This is a genomic window from Nocardiopsis sp. NPDC050513, from assembly GCF_044457925.1.
Lineage (GTDB): Bacteria > Actinomycetota > Actinomycetes > Streptosporangiales > Streptosporangiaceae > Nocardiopsis.
In genome coordinates, this window is the sequence record NZ_JBITHK010000002.1 from 313749 (window position 1) to 330945 (window position 17197).

At 73.1% G+C, this 17197-nt stretch carries 18 protein-coding genes; 7 read left to right on the plus strand and 11 right to left on the minus strand.

The window, feature by feature from the left end:
- Window positions 1-99: 99 nt before the first annotated feature.
- Together ACIBFB_RS04035 and ACIBFB_RS04040 are read left to right on the plus strand one after the other, a co-directional pair.
- On the plus strand, window positions 100-972 hold the full coding sequence (locus tag ACIBFB_RS04035; RefSeq protein ID WP_397225941.1) for a 1,4-dihydroxy-2-naphthoate polyprenyltransferase: 873 nt from the start codon (window positions 100-102) through the stop codon (window positions 970-972).
- Window positions 973-1039: 67 nt separating this feature from the next.
- Window positions 1040-1525: an NUDIX domain-containing protein gene (locus ACIBFB_RS04040; protein WP_397225943.1), complete on the plus strand. Its 486-nt coding sequence runs from the start codon at window positions 1040-1042 to the stop codon at window positions 1523-1525.
- Window positions 1526-1574: 49 nt separating this feature from the next.
- Here ACIBFB_RS04040 and dapB read toward each other — a convergent pair whose 3' ends face one another.
- A complete protein-coding gene (gene dapB, locus ACIBFB_RS04045; RefSeq protein WP_397225945.1) occupies window positions 1575-2318 on the minus strand; it encodes a 4-hydroxy-tetrahydrodipicolinate reductase in 744 nt (247 codons plus the stop codon).
- Window positions 2319-2378: 60 nt separating this feature from the next.
- Here dapB and ACIBFB_RS04050 point away from each other — a divergent pair, with 60 nt between their 5' ends.
- Window positions 2379-3107 carry a VIT family protein gene (locus tag ACIBFB_RS04050; protein ID WP_397225947.1) on the plus strand — a complete coding sequence of 243 codons (729 nt, stop codon included), beginning with the start codon at window positions 2379-2381 and terminating at the stop codon, window positions 3105-3107.
- A 4-nt stretch (window positions 3108-3111) separates the two neighbouring features.
- Here the strand turns inward: ACIBFB_RS04050 and egtD are convergent, their stop codons facing one another.
- The 10 genes from egtD to ACIBFB_RS04100 form a co-directional block, all read right to left on the minus strand.
- Window positions 3112-4086, minus strand: a complete 975-nt coding sequence (egtD, locus tag ACIBFB_RS04055) for an L-histidine N(alpha)-methyltransferase (RefSeq protein ID WP_397225949.1) — start codon at window positions 4084-4086, stop codon at window positions 3112-3114.
- A 75-nt stretch (window positions 4087-4161) separates the two neighbouring features.
- Complete coding sequence (gene egtC / locus ACIBFB_RS04060; RefSeq protein WP_397225951.1) at window positions 4162-4902, minus strand: ergothioneine biosynthesis protein EgtC; 741 nt, start codon at window positions 4900-4902, stop codon at window positions 4162-4164.
- Complete coding sequence (gene egtB / locus ACIBFB_RS04065) at window positions 4902-6254, minus strand: ergothioneine biosynthesis protein EgtB (RefSeq protein WP_397225953.1); 1353 nt, start codon at window positions 6252-6254, stop codon at window positions 4902-4904. Before egtB ends, egtC begins: the two co-directional genes overlap by 1 nt.
- Window positions 6251-7552 (minus strand): ergothioneine biosynthesis glutamate--cysteine ligase EgtA, encoded by a 1302-nt coding sequence (gene egtA, locus ACIBFB_RS04070; protein WP_397225955.1) that lies wholly within the window; start codon window positions 7550-7552, stop codon window positions 6251-6253. Before egtA ends, egtB begins: the two co-directional genes overlap by 4 nt.
- A 206-nt stretch (window positions 7553-7758) precedes the next feature.
- Window positions 7759-8688 (minus strand): arylamine N-acetyltransferase, encoded by a 930-nt coding sequence (locus tag ACIBFB_RS04075; protein ID WP_397225957.1) that lies wholly within the window; start codon window positions 8686-8688, stop codon window positions 7759-7761.
- 42 nt (window positions 8689-8730) lie between these two features.
- A complete protein-coding gene (locus ACIBFB_RS04080) occupies window positions 8731-9849 on the minus strand; it encodes an ABC transporter ATP-binding protein (protein WP_397225959.1) in 1119 nt (372 codons plus the stop codon).
- On the minus strand, window positions 9846-10859 hold the full coding sequence (locus tag ACIBFB_RS04085; protein ID WP_397225961.1) for an ABC transporter ATP-binding protein: 1014 nt from the start codon (window positions 10857-10859) through the stop codon (window positions 9846-9848). The genes ACIBFB_RS04080 and ACIBFB_RS04085 overlap by 4 nt, the downstream gene beginning before the upstream one ends.
- Complete coding sequence (locus ACIBFB_RS04090; protein WP_397225963.1) at window positions 10856-11848, minus strand: ABC transporter permease; 993 nt, start codon at window positions 11846-11848, stop codon at window positions 10856-10858. The genes ACIBFB_RS04085 and ACIBFB_RS04090 overlap by 4 nt, the downstream gene beginning before the upstream one ends.
- The gene (locus ACIBFB_RS04095; RefSeq protein WP_397225965.1) at window positions 11845-12918 is read right to left on the minus strand and encodes an ABC transporter permease; all 1074 of its coding nucleotides are present in this window, start codon (window positions 12916-12918) and stop codon (window positions 11845-11847) included. Before ACIBFB_RS04095 ends, ACIBFB_RS04090 begins: the two co-directional genes overlap by 4 nt.
- On the minus strand, window positions 12915-14756 hold the full coding sequence (locus ACIBFB_RS04100; RefSeq protein WP_397225968.1) for an ABC transporter substrate-binding protein: 1842 nt from the start codon (window positions 14754-14756) through the stop codon (window positions 12915-12917). Before ACIBFB_RS04100 ends, ACIBFB_RS04095 begins: the two co-directional genes overlap by 4 nt.
- A 235-nt stretch (window positions 14757-14991) precedes the next feature.
- Here ACIBFB_RS04100 and ACIBFB_RS04105 point away from each other — a divergent pair, with 235 nt between their 5' ends.
- The 4 genes from ACIBFB_RS04105 to ACIBFB_RS04120 all read left to right on the plus strand — a co-directional run bounded on the left by ACIBFB_RS04105 (window position 14992) and on the right by ACIBFB_RS04120 (window position 17177).
- Window positions 14992-15705 (plus strand): metal-dependent hydrolase, encoded by a 714-nt coding sequence (locus tag ACIBFB_RS04105; RefSeq protein WP_397225971.1) that lies wholly within the window; start codon window positions 14992-14994, stop codon window positions 15703-15705.
- Between the two features lie 195 nt (window positions 15706-15900).
- Window positions 15901-16092, plus strand: coding sequence for a type II toxin-antitoxin system VapB family antitoxin (locus ACIBFB_RS04110; RefSeq protein WP_397225973.1), 192 nt, complete (start codon window positions 15901-15903; stop codon window positions 16090-16092).
- Between the two features lie 7 nt (window positions 16093-16099).
- Complete coding sequence (locus ACIBFB_RS04115) at window positions 16100-16507, plus strand: PIN domain nuclease (protein WP_397225975.1); 408 nt, start codon at window positions 16100-16102, stop codon at window positions 16505-16507.
- 10 nt (window positions 16508-16517) lie between these two features.
- Window positions 16518-17177: an O-methyltransferase gene (locus ACIBFB_RS04120; RefSeq protein ID WP_397225977.1), complete on the plus strand. Its 660-nt coding sequence runs from the start codon at window positions 16518-16520 to the stop codon at window positions 17175-17177.
- The last annotated feature ends 20 nt before the right edge of the window (window positions 17178-17197 follow it).

The window sequence follows — 17197 nt, forward strand, 5'->3', positions numbered from 1 at the left end:
CGAACCCCGGGCGGCGGCGCGACCCGCCCCGGGTGGGGACTACCGTGGGGAGGCGGTGCGCCCGGCGGGCGGGCGCCGTCGAGTGTGGAGGGACCGCGCGTGGCCACGGTCAGTGAATGGGTCTCGGGGACGCGCCCCCGTACGCTGCCGAACTCGATCGTGCCGGTGGCGGTCGGCACCGCCCTGGCGTTCGCCCTGGGCGGGTTCGTGTGGTGGAAGGCGCTGCTGGCGATGGCGGTGTCGCTGGCGCTCCAGGTGGGTGTGAACTTCGCCAACGACTACAGCGACGGCGTCAAGGGGACCGACACCGCCGAACGGACGGGCCCGGTGCGGCTGACCGCGAGCGGGCTGGCCCCCGCCAGGCAGGTGCTGTCGGCGGCGCTGGCGAGCTTCGGCTTCGCGGCCGCGGTGGGCCTGGTGCTGGTCGCGACGTCCTCGTGGTGGTTGCTGCTGGTGGGCGCCGCCGCGATCGCCGCCGCGTGGTACTACACGGGCGGGCGTTCGCCGTACGGGTACCGGGGCCTGGGCGAGGTGTCGGTGTTCGTGTTCTTCGGGCTCGTGGCCGTCGTGGGCACCGTGTTCGTCCAGGTGGGCTCCGCGCCGTGGCAGGCGTGGGTGGCGGCGGTACCGGTGGGTCTGCTGTCGTGCTCGGTGCTGGTGATCAACAACCTGCGGGACATCCCGACCGACCGGGAGACGGGCAAGATCACGCTCGCCGTACGGTTGGGCGAGGCGGGCACGCGCCGTCTGTTCGCGGCGGCGATCGCGGCGGTCTACGTCGTGGCGCTGGTTCTGACGCCGGTGTTCTGGTGGGTGCCGCTGGTGGTGCTGTCGGCGCCGCTGGCCGTGCCGCCGATCCGCCGTGTCCTGGCCGGTCAGGTCGGCCGCGACCTGGTGCTGGGGCTGGGCGAGACCGGAAAGCTCCAGCTGGCCTTCGGCGTGCTGTTCTCGGTCGGACTGGCCCTGGGCTGAGGGGCCGGGCTCTCCGGCGTCCCCGGGGGACCGGGGCGGGTGCAGGGCATGGCCTAGGGTCGGGGGCGTGACCGAGGAGGAGTTCTACGCGAACCTGCCCGCGACCCGGGGCGCCGCGGGGGCCGTGATCCGCTCCGCGAGCGGCGGGGTGCTGCTGGTCGAGCGCACGTACGCCCCCGAGCGCCCCTGGGGGATCCCCGGCGGGATCATCGAGGCGGGCGAGTCGCCGCTGGCGGCGTGCCGGCGCGAGCTGCGCGAGGAGTTGGGCGTCGAGGCCCGCATCGCGCGCCTGGCGGTGGTGGACTGGGTCCCGGCGCGTCCGCCGCGCACGGCGGCGCTCCACTGGCTGTTCACCGCGGACCTGCCCGAGTCCGCCGAGCTGCGGCTCCCCGAGGACGAGCTGTCGGGGTGGGCGTGGCACGAGCCGGACGACCTGTACCGGGTCCTGTCCCCGCACGTGGCCCGGAGGATGCTCGCGGCGCTGACCGTGGCGGACGGCGGGGGGCCGCTCTACCTGGAGGACGGCGGGCCGGTCCTGCCGCCGACCGGGTGACCGCGGGGCCGGGCCGCCCCGTGTCCGGCGCGGCCCGGGACACCGCGTGCTACTCCAGGCCGAGCAGGGGCTCCAGGCCCAGGGTCAGCGGCTCGGGCAGGTCGGCGACCCTCCGGACGCCCAGGAGCACGCCCGGCATGAAGGACGTGCGGTTCATCGAGTCGTGCCGGATCTTGAGGGTCTCCCCGTCGGTGCCGAACACGACCTCCTGGTGGGCGATGAGCCCGGAGATGCGCAGCGCGTGCACGCGGACGCCGTCGACGTCGGCGCCCCGGGCGCCCGGGATCTCGGAGGTGGTGGCGTCGGGCATCGGGGCGGCGCCCGCCTCGCGCCGGGCCTCGGCGACCAGTTCGGCGGTGCGGTAGGCGGTGCCGCTGGGCGCGTCGGCCTTGTTGGGGTGGTGCAGCTCGATGATCTCGGTCGAGTCGAAGTACGGGGCGGCCTTGCGCGCGAAGTGCATCATCAGCACGGCGGCCACACCGAAGTTCGGCGCGATCAGGACCTTCGCGCCCGGCTTGGCCTCCAGCAGGGCCCGCACCCGCGCGAGCTTGGCCTCGTCGAACCCGCTGGTGCCGACGACGGCGTGGATGCCGTGGCCGATCAGCCACTCCAGGTTGTCCATCACCGCGTCGGGGTGGGTGAAGTCGACGACGTAGTCCGCCCCCAGGACCGCGTCGCGGTCGGCGGCGCGGTCGATCCCCGCGACGAGTTCCATGTCGTCGGCGCCCTGAACCGCCTTGACGACCTCTGATCCCATGCGCCCATCGGCGCCGAAAACTCCTACCTTGAACACGGCACAACCGTACCGGAGTCGCTGACCGCCCCCGGCCCGGCCACGTGCGACGATGACGCCATGGCACGGCCAGGACCCGAACCCGGGCCCGACGGGGCGGACGGGAAGCAGAAGCGGCTGGGGTCACTGCTGAACCGTCTGCGCGCGGCGGTGCTCGGCGCCAACGACGGCATCGTCTCCATGGCGGGCCTGGTCGTCGGGGTGGCCGGAGCGACGCCGAACCGCGGGGCGCTGCTGATCGCGGGGGTGGCCGGCACCATGGCGGGGGCGTTGTCGATGGCCGCCGGGGAGTACGTGTCGGTCAGCACGCAGCGGGACACCGAGCGGGCGGCGATCGCCCGCGAACGCCGGGAGTTGGCCACCGATCCGGTCGGCGAGCTGGAGGAGCTGACCGGTCTCTACCGCGCCCGGGGTCTGGACGAACGGCTCGCCCGCGAGGTGGCGCGGGCGCTGACGGCGCACGACGCGCTCAGCGCCCACGCCGAGGTGGAGCTGGGCCTGACCCGCTACCGGGTGGACCCGTGGCAGGCGGCCGGGTCGAGTCTGGTCGCCTTCGTGCTGGGCGCCCTGGTGCCGCTGTCCGCGATGCTGCTCAGCCCGGACGCGTGGCGGTTGGCGCTCACGGTGACGGCGGTCCTGGCGGCCACCGGGGCGTTGGGCGCGGTCAGCGCGCGGCTGGGCCGTGCGGCGCCGTCGCGGGCGGCGGTGCGGTCCATGGCGGGCGGGGCGTTCGCGATGCTGGTGACGTACCTGGTGGGGTCCCTCCTGGGGAGGATCACGGCGCTGTGAGCCGTCAGCGGGCGGTGGCCAGGGCGAGGGCGAAGTCGTCGGCGGGGTCGGTCCACCAGTGCGTGGGGGTGAACCCGGCGGCGACCAGCTCCCCTCCCAGGCGCTCGCGGCGGAACTTGGCGGAGATCTCGGTGCGCATCTCCTCACTGGCGCGGAAGTCGACGGTCAGGTCGAGGTCGGCGACGTGGACCCGCTGGTCGACCAGGGAGCGCAGGCGCATCTCGATCCACTCCTGTTCGGCGTCCCACAGGGCGACGTGGCCGAAGGCGTCGGGATCGAAGTCCGCGCCGAGCTGCTGGTTGATCACGGAGAGGACGTTGCGGTTGAAGGCGGCGGTGACGCCCCGGGCGTCGTCGTAGGCCGTGACGAGGCGTCCGGGGTCCTTGACGAGGTCGGCGCCCAGCAGGAGGGAGTCGCCCGCGTGCAGGACGCCCCGGATGTCGCGGAGGAAGGCGGCCCGGGCGAGGGGTTCCTGGTTGCCGATCGTGGAGCCGAGGACGGCGAGGATCTGGCGGCCGCGGTCCTCGCTGACGGGCAGCAGACCGAGGTGTTCCTCGAAGTCGCCGACGACGGCGTGGACGTCCAGGCCCGGGTAGTCCTCGGCGAGCCCGGAGGCGGAGGCGGCGAGGAAGTCGCCGCTGACGTCCACCGGCACGAACCGGGTGAGGCGGCCGTGGCGGCGCATCGCGTCGAGCAGGAGCCTGGTCTTCACTCCGGATCCGGAGCCGAGTTCGATGAGCGCCTCGGCGTCGGCCGCGTCGGCGATGTCGTCGGCGCGTTCCTGGAGGATCGACCGCTCGGTGCGCGTGGGGTAGTACTCGGCCAGCCCGGTGATCTCCTCGAAGAGGGCGCTGCCGCGTTCGTCGTAGAACCACTTGGGCGGGAGCTGCTTGGGCCGCGCGGTGAGCCCCTCGGCGACGTCCCTGCGGAGTGCCTTGTCAAGATCGTCAGCGGTCAAGTTTCGGTCAATCCGGAACATGCTGCCTCCTGTGTCCCTAAGTGGTGTACCCAGGGCGCGAGGTGACGGTGGGGGTGGAGTGCCGCTGGAGTCCGCTCAGCGGAGCGGCGTGGTCTCGGTGCCCTCGGCGGTGGCCACGACCAGCGCGTCGTCGGGGATCGGATGCCATCCCGGCTGGTCGTCGAAGGGTTCGGAGGCCAGGAAGACCCCGCCGCCGGGCTCGCGCAGGGTGAACAGGGTGTCGCCCGCGGCGGTCCCGACGATCGACCGGCCGTCGCTGGCCAGCAGGTTGTACCGGCCCTCGGAGTGCTCACGGGCGTGGGCGACCACGGCCGCGAGCGTGCCCGGCAGGTCGCCCGAGGAGCGCCACAGCCGGACGGTGTGCGCGAACAGCGGCGCGGAGTCGACCGGTGAGCGCGCGTCCAGTGCTCCGGCGGGCGGGGGCGCGGCGAGGGCGGCGGTGAGCGCCTCGTCGTCCTTGACCGCACCGTTGTGGCTGAACAGCAGGCGGTCCGCGCGGAACGGTTGGGCGCCCGACTCCTCCGAGCCGAACCCGACGGTGGCGTCCCGGACGGCCGCCACCACGCATCCGGAGGTGATCGCCCGGGCGGCGTCGGCGAACGACGCGTCACCCCAGATCGGCATGGCGCGCCGGTAGCGGAGGGGTTCGGGCGCGTCGCCCCGGGGGTACCAACCGACCCCGAACCCGTCCGCGTTGACGGTGCCGTACCGCTGGCGGCGCGGCGCCCAGGACTGCGTGTGCAGCGAGTGGGGCGCCGCGTACAGCAGCTCGTGCAGCGTGCGCGCCGGCCCCAGGTAGGCGAGATGGCGGCACATCAGACGGGCTCCGCGTCGCGGGCGCAGCGGATTCCGCTGAAGATCTGCCGGCGGATCGGGTGGTCCCAGTTGCGGAACGTCGAACGGACCGCCGTGGGATGGGTCGCCCACGAACCGCCGCGCAGCACCTTGTACCCCTCGTCGAAGAACACCTCGGAGTACTCCCGGTACGGGAAGGCCCGGAACCCCGAGTAGCCGCCGAAGGTCGTGGACGTCCACTCCCACACGTCGCCGATCAGCTGCTGCACACCCAGCGGGGAGGCCCCGTCGGGGTGGCGCCCGGCCGGGGAGGGGCCCAGGCGGCGCTGGCCCAGGTTGGCGTGGCGGGGTTCGGGTTCCCCGTCGCCCCACGGGTAGCGCGTCGACCGCCCGGTGGCGGGGTCGAAGCGGGCGGCCTTCTCCCACTCGGCCTCGGTGGGCAGGCGCTTGCCCGCCCAGCGCGCGTAGGCCTGCGCCTCGTGGAAGCTGACGTGCTGGACGGGTTCCTCCGACGGCACCATCTCGTGGCGGCCGAACCGGCGGCGGGACCACTCCTGCCCCTCACGGTTCCAGAACGCCGGGGAGACCGCGTTGCGCCGGTGCCGCCACTCCCAGCCCTCGCGGCTCCACCAGTGCCGGGTCTGGTAGCCGCCGTCGTCCATGAACCGCAGGTACTCGGCGTTGGTGACGAGCCGGGTGTCGATCCAGAAGGCGGGGAGGTCGACGGTGTGTGCGGGGCGCTCGTTGTCGTAGGCCCACGGATCGTCGGTGGCGCCCATGGTGAACGGCCCCGCGGGCACGAGCACCTCGGGCGCGGCGGGCGGGCTCAGCGGGGCGACGTCCCCGGACGCGTCCAGGAGCACCGGTTCGCCCTTGCGCAGCTGGTGGGTGGCGAGCATGGTCTCGTCGTGCTGGTGTTCGTGCTGGATGACCATGTGGAAGACGAACCCGGAGTCGAGCAGGGCCCGGTGGACGTCGGAGCCGTCGGGCTGGCGGGGCACGGCCGGGGAGATGTCGACCGCGTCCAGGACGTCCAGGACCTGGCGGCGGACCCGGTCGTTGTACTCGGCGGCCTCCTCCGGGGTGAGCAGCGGCAGCGTGACCCGTTCGGCGCGCGGGTTCTCGAAGGCGTCGTAGAGGTGGTCGATGTCGGGGCGCAGGGACTCCCGGCCACCGGCGGCCCGCAGCAGCCACTGCTCCTCGTAGTTGCCGATGTGCGCGAGGTCCCAGACCAGCGGCGACATGAGCTTGGAGTGCTGGGCGAGCAGCCCCTCGTCGTTCAGGGCGTCGAGTGTCAGACCGTTGCTGCGCCGGCGGCTGCGTTCGAGTTCGACGGCGATGCGCTCCTTGGCGAGCTCCTGTTCGTGGTTCACCGCGCTCCTCCACTGGGCTCGGAGTGGTGTGTCGGGTCCGGACCCGTCCTGGACGCCCCGGCGCCCGCGCCGCGGGGACCGGGGATCCGCGGACCGTCGTCGGCCGGGGACAGCCCCCGCCGCGTGTACCGGTCCGCGTAGTCGTCGACGAGGGAGGCCAGGTGCGCGGCGCCCATCCGGGGCAGGGCGCGGACAGCCGCGTCGACGCAGGCGTTGGCGCACTCCGCGACGTCGGGGTCGGCCATGCCCCGTTGGGCGGACCGCAGCCACAGACGGGGGACGGGGACTCCTGGTCCGCACAGCCGCTCCACGGCCTCCTCCGCGGTGGAGCGGGCCGCCGGGTCGTCGAGCAGGGCGGCGGTGAGGGCCAGGGGGACGGGCCACCAGCGGTGGGGCAGCGCGTCGATCATGCGCAGCTCCCACCAGCCGCGCGGGCGGACGGGCGGGAAGAGCGTGCTGAGGTGGAACTCCAGGTCGGCCAGGGTGGCCGCACGGGGTCCCGTGCCGTCGAGCCACTCGGCGAAGGTGAACCCGGGGTCGGCGGTCCAGCGGCCGTCCCCGCCGGGGGTCTCGGGGATGGCCATCACCCGGGCGGCCAGCGCGTACTCGGCCCAGGCGGACGCGGGGTCGGGCCGGCGAGCACCGTCCAGGACCGGCCGGGTACGGGAGGCGTCGGTGGCAGCCCAGATCACCCACCGGGTGGACTTCCATCCGGTCGGGCGGCCCCGCCAGTGGGCGGAGTTGGCGAACGCGGCGACCAGCACCGGGCCGAGGCGGTGTGCGAGTTCCCAGCGGGCGCGCAGGTCGGCGCCGTCGGAGCCGGTGTCCAGGCACACCTGGACGGAGGCGGTGCTGCACATCATGGTGCGGCCGCTGGTCTGGCCGTGATTGGCGAAGAAGCGCTCCATCGCCGCGTAGCGGGGCGAACGGAGCTGGCGGCGGGGCGGACGGACCGGGTCGAGGGCCGCGCCGGAGAGCTGGAGTCCGGCCTCGGCGAGGTTCTTGGCGACGTGGTCGAGGTCCGCGGCCAGGGCCTCGTGGGCCCGGGCGGGGCCGGGTAGGGCGGGAGAGCTGAGTTCGAGCTGTCCGCCGGGTTCGAAGGTGACCCTGCTTCCCTCGGGCAGGGTCGTCGTGGTGTCCAGCGCACCCGCGAGGCGGTCGAGCCGGACGCTTTCGGTCGGCCGGGCGGGGTCCGTGACGAGCCATTCGGTCTCGACCCCGACCTTGCCGGGAGGTCCGGTCTTGAAGCAGACCCCGTTGATGTAGTCGTGTACGTCGTCCGTGGTGATGCCTGCCATGGGACGCCCCTCTCGGTGCACCGAGCCTCGATGACACCTCAAGGGTCCTGCCCATCAGTCAGTGAGGTCGAACATGGGAAATGACCAGAAATCAGATGAACAATCCGCATACGCCGCACCACGTCCGATCAACCTCTGACGACACGCCTGGTGACTCCGGGTGCCGCGACGCATGCGGAGAGCGCACATTCTGAGCGTGACGTACGTCACTCCTTGGCGAACTCCCGGAGGCGCTCCTCGACGACGGCGCGCTCCTGGGCGTCCAACCCGATGCCGAACACCTCGTCCAGGACGTCGGCGGCCTCCTCGACCGGCACCTCACGGTCGACGACGGAGCCGTCGGCCGTGGTCGTGGTCAGCCGAGTGTCGACGAGCACGTGCTGGACTCCCGGGGCGATGCGCTGCGCCATCAGGCGCCCTTTGAAGGGCGAGCGGGGGTGGCTGGTGAGGTAGTGGCTGAAGACCGTGTAGTCCTGGGGCAGCTGCGCGGTGGTCGTGAACGAGTACATGACGCGCCACTCCCTCCCGTTGTGGGAGCGGAGCAGCCACTCGTCGGCGCCGACCACCTCGGTGCGGTCGAGACGCAGCGGCCATCCGCCCTGGACCTCCTGGTGGCCGTCGGCGAGAGGGAAGGGCTCCAGCAGCCCGCCCCCGCCGAAGCCCACGTCCGCCAACCACGGTGAGCCCTCCAGGTCCACCTTCAACAGGGCGTGCGTGGCGGGCCGGGCGCTCCCCTCGGCGCCCACCAGGACCCGGGCCGCCAACGCCGTGAACGTGAACCCCAGGCGATCCAGCACGGCGGCGAACAGCAGGTTCTGCTCGTAGCAGTAGCCACCGCGACGGTTCCTGACCATCTTGTCCGTCAGGGACGCGATGTCGAGCCGGACGGGTCGGTCCAGGACGATCTGGAGGTTCTCGAACGGGATCGCCGCCAGGTGCGCACGCTGGAGCGCGCGCAGCGTGTCCAGGGTGGGGGGAAGCTCGCCCTCCAGGCCGACGCGCTCCAGGTAGGCGTCGAGGTCGAGCTCCCGACCGTGCCAGAAGTCGCGTTCGGTGACGACCGGTCCAGGCGCGGGCGCCGCGGGGGCGGGTGCGGTGCGGTCGGCGCTGTCCGGGGCGATGTGAAGAGGTGTCATGATCACCGGGAACCAGCCCGTGCCACGCGTCATTCCATCGCTTCACACGCTCCCAGGTGGCCGGATCCGGCCACTGTTGGCGGCACTCCAGTGGCACGCGACGTGGTAGCCTTCGCGACCCGCCAGGACCCCCGGATCCGCAGTCCGGCAGCGGTCGGCCACCCCCGCGCGCTCCGCCTCGCCCGAGGCCAGCACCGGGCAGCGCGGATGGAAGCGGCAGCCCGGGGGGACGTGACGCGGGTCCGGCGGCTCCCCCGACAGCACCGTCGGCTCCTCCCCGGTCTCGGGCAGCACCGACAGCAGAGCGCGGGTGTAGGGGTGGGCGGGTGCGGCGAGCACCTCCTCCACCGGACCGGCCTCCACCACCCGCCCCAGGTACATCACGGCGACGCGGTCGGCGATGTTCCACGCCAGGCCCAGGTCGTGCGTGGCCACCAGGGCCGACAGCCCCAGGTCGGCACGCAGATCCAGCAACAGGCGCAGGATCTCCCCGCGTACCGACGCGTCCAGGGAGGCGACCGGCTCGTCGGCGACGAGCACCTCCGGCTCCAGGACCAGCGCTCCCGCGATCACCACGCGCTGGCGCTGCCCGCCGGACAGCTCGTGCGGGTACCGGGCCAGGAACCGTTCGGGCGGACGCAGCCCGGCGCGGGCCAGCGCCCGGTTCACCCTCTCCGCCTCGTCGGCCGTGGTCCCCTCGTGGACGCGCAGCCCCTCGGCCACCGACTCGTAGACGGTACGGCGCGGGTTGAGCGACCCGGTGGGATCCTGCTGCACCAACTGCACCCTGCGCCGGAAGTCGCGCAGGTGGCGGCTTCCGTAGCGCAGCGGCTCGCCCTCGAAGGCCACGTGGCCCCGCGTGGGGCGCTCCAGACCGAGCAGGACCCGCCCCAGGGTGGTCTTGCCGCACCCGGACTCCCCCACCAGCGCCACGATCTCCCCCGCGCCGACGTCGAGGTCGACCCCGTCGACCGCACGGGAGGTCCCCCGGCCGCCTCCGGGGGCGATGCCCGCTCTGAAGGCGACCTCCACCCCGCGCGCGCTCAGCACCGGGCGGGCGCCCGGCACTCCGGCGGGTTCGTGCCCGGGTGGCGGCGGCGTGTGGGCGTCGGTGCGCACGGTGCTCAGGCGGCGGCCCTCCTCGACGGGTGTGCGGGTCATGGGCGCTCCGCGGCCACGGGAGCCGGTCGGGCCGGGCCGACGTGCACGCACGCCGCATGGCGGGCGGAACGGCCCTCGTGGTCGGGGTCGACCGGCCACAGCGGCGGGTCGACGGTGGCGCAGACGGCCTCCGCCGCGGCGCAGCGCGGCCGGAACACGCACCCCGGCGGCGGGTCGGCCGGGTCCGGCGGCTCGCCCGGCAGGCCCCGAGGCGCCAGACGGGAGGCCGGGTCCCCGATCCGGGGGAACGCGGCGCTCAGCGCGCCCGCGTACGGGTGCGCCGGGCTGTCCACGACCTCGGCCGCGGGTCCCTGCTCGACGATCCGGCCCGCGTACATCACGGCCAGCCGGTCGCACTGCGCCGCGAGCACGGCCAGGTCGTGGCTGATCATGATCATGCCGATGCCCTGGTCGGCGGTGAGCCTCCGGAGCAGCGCCAGGACCTGGGCCTGGATCATCACGTCCAGGGCGGTGGTGGCCTCGTCGGCGACGATCAGGCGCGGCTCGCACGCCAGCGCCATGGCGATCATGACCCGCTGCCGCTGGCCCCCGGAGAGCTGGTGCGGGTAGTCGCCCGCCCGCGACGCGGGCAGACCCACCCGCTCCAGGAGTCCGGCGACCCTGCCCCGCACCTGCCCGGAGGGGACCGTGCGGTGGATCAGCATGGGCTCGGCGATCTGGTCGCCGACCCTGTGCACCGGATTCAGCGAGTGCGACGCGCCCTGGAAGACGACGGCGGCGCCCGTCCACCGCACCGCGCGCAGCCGGCCCCACCGCATCCCGAGGACGTCCTCGCCCGCCAGCAGGATCTCCCCGGTGGTGCGCGCGGATCCCGGGAGCAGCCGCAGCAGGGCCAGGGCGACGGTGGATTTGCCGCTGCCAGACTCCCCCGCCACCCCGAGCGTGCTCCCCGCGTCGAGGGTCAGGTCCACCCCGCGCACGGCCGGGACGTCACCGCGCGCGGAACGGTAGGTGACGCGCAGGTCGCGCACGTCGAGGAGGGTGGTCAACGCGCCTCCCGCGGGTTGAGGACGGACTCGACCGCGCGCCCGCACAGGGTGAACGACAGGGCGACGACGGCGATCGCCAGCCCCGGCGGGAGCATGTACCACCAGATCCCCGCGCTGATCGCCCCCGCGTTGCGGGCGGCCTCCAGCACGCCGCCCCACGACACCGTGGCCGGATCGCCCATGCCGAGGAAGGACAGGGTGGACTCGGCGATGATCGAGGTGGCCACCAGCAGCGTGGTCTGGGCGAGCACCACCGGCATCACGTTCGGCAGGACGTGCCAGAGCATGACGTGGGCGTGGCCGCCGCCGAGCGCGCGGGCGCGCTCGACGTAGGGTCTGGCCTCCACGGCGAGGGTCTGGGCACGCACCAGCCGGGCCGTGGGCGGCCACACCGTGAGTCCGATGGCCAGGATGACGGTGCCGACGCCGCGCGGCAGGACGGCGGCGAGCGCGACGGCCAGCACGAGGGTGGGCAGCACGAGGAACCAGTCGGTGACGCGCATCAGGAGCGTGGACACGGCCCTTCCGCCCAGGCCGCCGTGGGAGCCGAAATGTCCCGCGCTGACCCCGACGAGGGTGCCCAGCGCGACGGAGACGAACGTGGCCAGGAACCCGACCGAGAGCGAGACCCGCGCACCCCAGACCACCAGGTCGAGGACCGACCGGCCGAAGTTGTCGGTGCCGAGCGGGTAACTCCGGCTGGGCGGCTCGTAGGGGTTCCCGGGCGCCTGGGTGATCGACAGTGCGGCCTCGTCCACGAACAGGGGCGCGGTCAGGGCCACCGCGCCGATGGCGAGCAGGACCGCCAGCCCGACCACGCCCGAGCGGTGGCGGGCGTAGTCCCGGGCGAACGCGGCGAGGGCCGCCCGGCGACGGCGCCAGGCCAGGGCGGCGGGCCTCGGCGGAGCCGGGACGGGGCCGGTCCCGGCGTCCGACGCGGGTCCGGTGGCGGAGTCGGGCCGGGCGCCCGGCCCGGTGGGGGCGCTCACGGCCGTACCCGGGGGTCGAGCAGCGGGTAGACCAGATCGGCGAGGAGGTTCATGAGGATCACCGAGGCCGCGAAGACGACGAACAGTCCCTGGACGAGCCCGAGGTCGGGCACGCGCAGGCCGGAGTAGAAGAGCTGGCCGAGTCCGGGCCAGGAGAAGACGGTCTCGACCAGGATGACGCCGGAGACCACCTGGCCGAGGTTGAGGAAGACCAGCGTCACGGTGGGCAGCAGCGCGTTGGGCACGGCGTGCCTGCGGCGGACCAGACCGTCGCGCAGGCCCTTGGCGCGGGCGGTGGTGAGGTAGTCGGCGCCCCGCTCGTCCATGAGGGAGGAGCGCATGATCATGAGGTACTGGGCGTAGATCACCGCGACCATGGTGGCGACGGGCAGCACCATGTGCCGCGCGACGCTCAGAGCGGTCTCCAGGGTTCCGCCGGTGGCCCCCGGGTCGACCATGCCCCCGGTGGGGAACAGTCCGGGCACGAACCCGCGCCCCGAGGCGAGCACGACGATGAGCAGCAGCCCCAGCCAGAACGTGGGCACCGACCACAGGAACAGGGCCACGGCGGTGTGCGCGCGGTCGGCGCGCCCGCCCGGCCGCCACCCCGCGCGGGCGCCGAGGAACAGGCCGAGGACCGCGGCCACGACCGTGCCGGTCCCGGCGAGCAGGACCGTGGGGCCCAGCCGTTCGAGGACGAGGTCGGCCACCGGTTCCCGGTACTGGAAGGACGTGCCGAGGTCGAAGCGGGCCAGCCCCGCGCAGTAGTCGAGGAACTGCTGCCACAGCGGCTGGTCCAGCCCGAACTGGCGGCGCAGCTCCTCGCGCTGCTCGGCGGTGACCTCGCGCCCCTCGGTCATCGCCCGGACCGGGTCGCCGGGCAGGATCCGGAAGAGGAAGAAACCGGCGACGACCACCGCGAGCAGGGAGACCACCGCGGTCGCCAGCTTCCCCGCCACGTAGACGAGCACGCGCCAGGCGCGCCCGGGGCCCCCGCGGGCGCGCGGTGCGGGGGTGTCCGGCGCCCCCTGGGCGACCGGACCACCCGCCGTGGTGGGGCTCGAGGTCACTCTCGGTCCTCCATGGTGGCGCGGCGGCGGACGAGGACGAGCGCGCCGACGGCCACCGCGACGGCCGCGACCGCCCCGGTGCCTACCAGGACGCCGGTGGACAGGCCCGCGCCGGGCAGTCCGGATCCGGCCGACGCGACGGGTCGGGCCGACCAGAACGCCCAGTAGCCGTCCTGGCCCCAGATGTTGCCGCCCGGGTCCGGCTGGATCTGGATGCCGCTGGCCTGGTCGCTGCGGTAGGCCTCCATGATGTCGGGGTAGGCGAGGACGTTGACGACCGCCTCGCGGTAGAGCACCTCCTGGAGTTCGTGGATGATCCCGGCGCGTGTGGGGCGGTCGTACTCGGCGAGCTGGGCGGCGTAGAGCTCGTCGTACTCCTCGTCGCAGAAGTAGGCGTCGCCCTGCATGGTGCCCGGTTCCTCGGGCAGGGCGTCGCAGGTGTGGATGCCGAGCACGTAGTCGGGGTCGGGGTTGACCGTCCACCCGGTGAAGATGAGGTCGTACTCGCCGGCGTACAGGGCGTCGCTGAGCACGCCCGGGTCCACGGTCAGGTTCTCGACCTCGATGCCGATGTCGGCCAGGCGTTCGACGAGGATCAGCCCGGCGTTGACGTTGGCGGGGCGGTCGCGGTGGACGTGCATGCGCAGGTCGAGCCGGTCGCCGTCCGGCGAGACCCGTACGCCGTCCTCCCCGCGCTCGTACCCGGCCTCGTCGAGCATCGCGTTGGCGGCGTCGGGGTCGAAGGCGAGGATGTCCTCCTCCGCCTCCGGCGACCAGTGGAAGTCGTCGTAGCGGGCGGGGATGTATCCTCCGGCGGCGACGGCCTGGCCGCCGTGCGCGAGTTCGACGATCTCGTCGTTGTCGATGGCCATGGCGATCGCCTGGCGCAGGGTGCGGTCGGCGAGGGCGGGGTGGCCGTCGCCGAACTCCTCGCCGTCCTGGGTGCGGGCGCCGGGGTTGACGGTGAAGGCCTGGAAACGCTTGCCCTCGGCCCGGTTGACCGTGATTCCGTCGACGCCCTCCAGGGAGGAGGCCTGGGCCTCGGTGAGCTCGTAGACGAACGAGACCTCGCCGCCGCGCAGCGCCTCGACCGCGGCGTCCTTCTCGGAGTAGTACCGCAGGACGATCTCGTCGAAGCCGGGGGCGCCCCGCCAGTGGTCCGGGTTGGCCTCCAGGGTGATGGACTCGCCCGCTTCGTGGCCGACCAGGACGAACGGCCCGCTGCCGACGACGGGGAACGCCTCGTTGGTGTAGTCGGAGAAGGCGTCGCCCTCCTCCTCCAGGATGGGTTCCCACACGTGTCTGGGGACGATGGGGACGGCGAGGGACTCCATGGTGGCCTGGGGTTCGGCGAGCTCGACGACGACGGTGCGGTCGTCCTCCGCGGTGACCGACTCGAACCCGGCGACGTAGCTGCCCGAGGCGACGGCGGCGGCGCTCTCCTCCATGATCGTGGTGAGCGTCCACACCGCGTCGTCGGCGGTGAGCGGCTCGCCGTCGGTGAAGACGACGTCGTCGCGCAGCCGGAAGGTCCAGGTGAGGCCGTCCTCGCTGGCCTCCCACTCCTGGGCGAGGGCGGGGGCCGGCTCGTTGGTCTCGGGGTCGACGGTGACCAGGGTGTCGTAGACGTGGCCGAGGACGTTGGTGGTGACCGCCAGCTGGGCGACGAAGGGGTTGAACGTGTCGACCTGCTGGGAGACGGCGATCGTGAACGTGTCACGGCCGTCGGTCCCGGCCGCGGCCGGCGCCGCCGCGGTGCCCCCGACCAGGAGGAGCGCGGCGGCGGTGGCCGCGGCGCGCCGGAGGAGGATGCCGGGAGTGCGGGGGTGGGTGTGCATGGCGGCCCCTGTCGGGATCGTGGGCTCGGTGGCGTGCCACCGGGGGGTTGGTTGGTTGTTTACCAACCGGAGGAGACGAGCGTCAATGACCTCCGGGGCGAGCTGTGGATATCGGAACCGGATCGCCACGGAAGAATGGCGTGCGCGGGCGCGACGGCGCCGGGGGTCGAAAGCGGCGGCCCGGAATAGCCCCTCCGATTCGCGGTGAATGCGGTACTCCGCTACGGTTCCGGCCATGATGGGGCACTCTCACGCCATGAGCGGCGTGGTCGGTTGGATGGCGGTCGTTCCGCTCGTGCAGGGGACGGAATTCCTCGGGCTCAGCTTCGACCTGGGTCCGGGTGAGATCGTCGCCGGTTCGCTCGTGTGCGCGGGAGCGGCGCTCCTGCCCGACCTGGACCACCGGAGCGCCACGGTGACCAAGACCTACGGAAAGGTCACCGAGACCCTGAGCGGGATCCTCTCGTGGGCGTTCGGCGGGCACCGCGTGGGCACGCACTCGTTCCTGTTCGCGGTCCTCATGGGCGTCCTGGTCCAGCTGCTGGCCCTGTGGTCGGAGCTGGCCGTGCAGGTGTTCGTCTTCCTGCTCATCGGCATCGCGCTCCAGGGGCTGGGTTTCGGCCTGGACAAGAACCGGGCCGCGTCCGGGATCATCAACGCCCTGGGCACGGCGGCGATCACCATCGCCCTCTTCACATCGGGCGTGAACTACACGTGGCTGGGCCTGGCGGTGGCCTTCGGCTGCGTCCTGCACTTCGTCGGCGACATGATCACCAAGATGGGCGTCCCGCTCTTCTGGCCGTTCAGCAAGAAGAAGATCGGCCAGGGCCAGGGGTTCGTGACCGACGGCCCCGTGGAGAAGAAGGTCGTCACGCCGCTGCTCACCGTCGGCGTGATCGTCTACTCGATCTACCTCTTCGACTGGCCCGAACTGCTCCCCGCGTACTGACGCCCGGCCCCCGCCGACGACGCGCCCGCCCGGACCCCGGGGGACCCCACCGGCCCGGTCGTACCGCACCGAGGCGCTCGCGGACACACGGGAAAGCGGTCCGCGCACGTTCCGTCATGGCCATCCCTTGATCGATATCTCAGATCTCCCCAAACTGATATCGCGTCGATGTCGTGCCAACGCAGGGGAGTCATCATGTCCCGAACCGTCATCGACCTGGACGACGAGCAGGTCGAGGAGTTGATGAAGCTCTACGGAACCCGCACCAAGGCGGAGACCATCCGCAGGGCGGTCACGGAGGAGATCAAGCACTTCCGCCGGATCGCGTTCATGGACGCGATCGACAGCGGCGAGATCGACCTGACCTACGATTCCCGAACCGCCTGACCGGCCCGTGTACCTGATCGACAAGTCCGCGCTCGCCCGACGCGCCAAACCGGCGGTCCGCACGGTCCTGGACCCGCTCGTCAACCGGAGGCTCATCGCGGTCTGCGGCGCCGTCGAGATGGAAGTCCTCTACTCGGCGCGCAACGCGGCCGAGTCCGACCGGCTCCGCGACTTCCTCTACGGCTTCGCCTACCAGCCCGCCCCGGACGAGGTGTGGGACCGGGCCAAGCAGGTACAGGCCGCGGCCGTCCGCAAGGGCAACCACCGTGCCCTGTCCATGGCCGACCTGCTGATCGCGGCCACCGCCGAACGCCACGGCGTCAGCGTCCTGCACTACGACGAGGGCTACGAGCAGATCGCCGCGATCAGCGGACAGCCGCACCGCTGGGTCGTCCCTCCCGGTACCGCCGACTAGTGTTGCCCCCGTGACACGATCGACGGAGACCATCACCCCGGAACTGCACTCCTACCTCGTCGCCCACAGCGAACCGGTCGACGACGTCCTCACCGACCTGGCAGCGGAGACCGAACGGCTCTTCCCCGGGTTCGCGGGCATGCAGATCGGCCCCGAGCAGGGCGCGTTCATGACCCTCCTCGCGCAGGCGGTCGGCGCGCGCGACGTCGTGGAGGTCGGCACCTTCACCGGATACTCCTCCATCTGCCTGGCCCGCGGCATCCCGGCCGACGGCGCCCTCCTGGCCTGCGACATCAGCGAGGAGTGGACGTCCGTCGCCCGCCGCTACTGGGAACGCGCCGAGGTCGCCGACCGGATCACCCTCGAACTCGGCCCCGCCCTGGACACCCTGCGCGCCCTGCCCCGGGAGCCGCGGTTCGACCTGGCCTTCCTCGACGCGGACAAGCCCGGCTACGTCGGCTACTGGGAGGAGCTGGTGCCGCGCATGCGCCCGGGCGGCCTCCTCCTGGCCGACAACACGCTCTCGCACGGGCGCGTCGTCGACCCCGCCAGCACGGACGCCTCGGTCCAGGGCATCCGCGACTTCAACGACCGCCTCGTCGCCGACGACCGCGTCAGCCAGGTCCTGCTGCCCATCGGCGACGGCCTCACGCTCGCCAGGAAGCGCTGACGCCCGGTTGTCCACAGGTC

Excerpts from the sequence above, each read along its gene's own strand:
- ACIBFB_RS04050 (WP_397225947.1), top strand. The coding sequence starts at position 2,379 with ATGGCACGGCCAGGACCCGAACCCGGGCCCGACGGGGCGGACGGGAAG.
- egtD (WP_397225949.1), bottom strand. The coding sequence starts at position 4,086 with ATGTTCCGGATTGACCGAAACTTGACCGCTGACGATCTTGACAAGGCA.
- egtC (WP_397225951.1), bottom strand. The coding sequence starts at position 4,902 with ATGTGCCGCCATCTCGCCTACCTGGGGCCGGCGCGCACGCTGCACGAG.
- egtA (WP_397225955.1), bottom strand. The coding sequence starts at position 7,552 with ATGGCAGGCATCACCACGGACGACGTACACGACTACATCAACGGGGTC.
- ACIBFB_RS04075 (WP_397225957.1), bottom strand. The coding sequence starts at position 8,688 with ATGACACCTCTTCACATCGCCCCGGACAGCGCCGACCGCACCGCACCC.
- ACIBFB_RS04080 (WP_397225959.1), bottom strand. The coding sequence starts at position 9,849 with ATGACCCGCACACCCGTCGAGGAGGGCCGCCGCCTGAGCACCGTGCGC.
- ACIBFB_RS04100 (WP_397225968.1), bottom strand. The coding sequence starts at position 14,756 with ATGCACACCCACCCCCGCACTCCCGGCATCCTCCTCCGGCGCGCCGCG.
- ACIBFB_RS04105 (WP_397225971.1), top strand. The coding sequence starts at position 14,992 with ATGATGGGGCACTCTCACGCCATGAGCGGCGTGGTCGGTTGGATGGCG.
- ACIBFB_RS04110 (WP_397225973.1), top strand. The coding sequence starts at position 15,901 with ATGTCCCGAACCGTCATCGACCTGGACGACGAGCAGGTCGAGGAGTTG.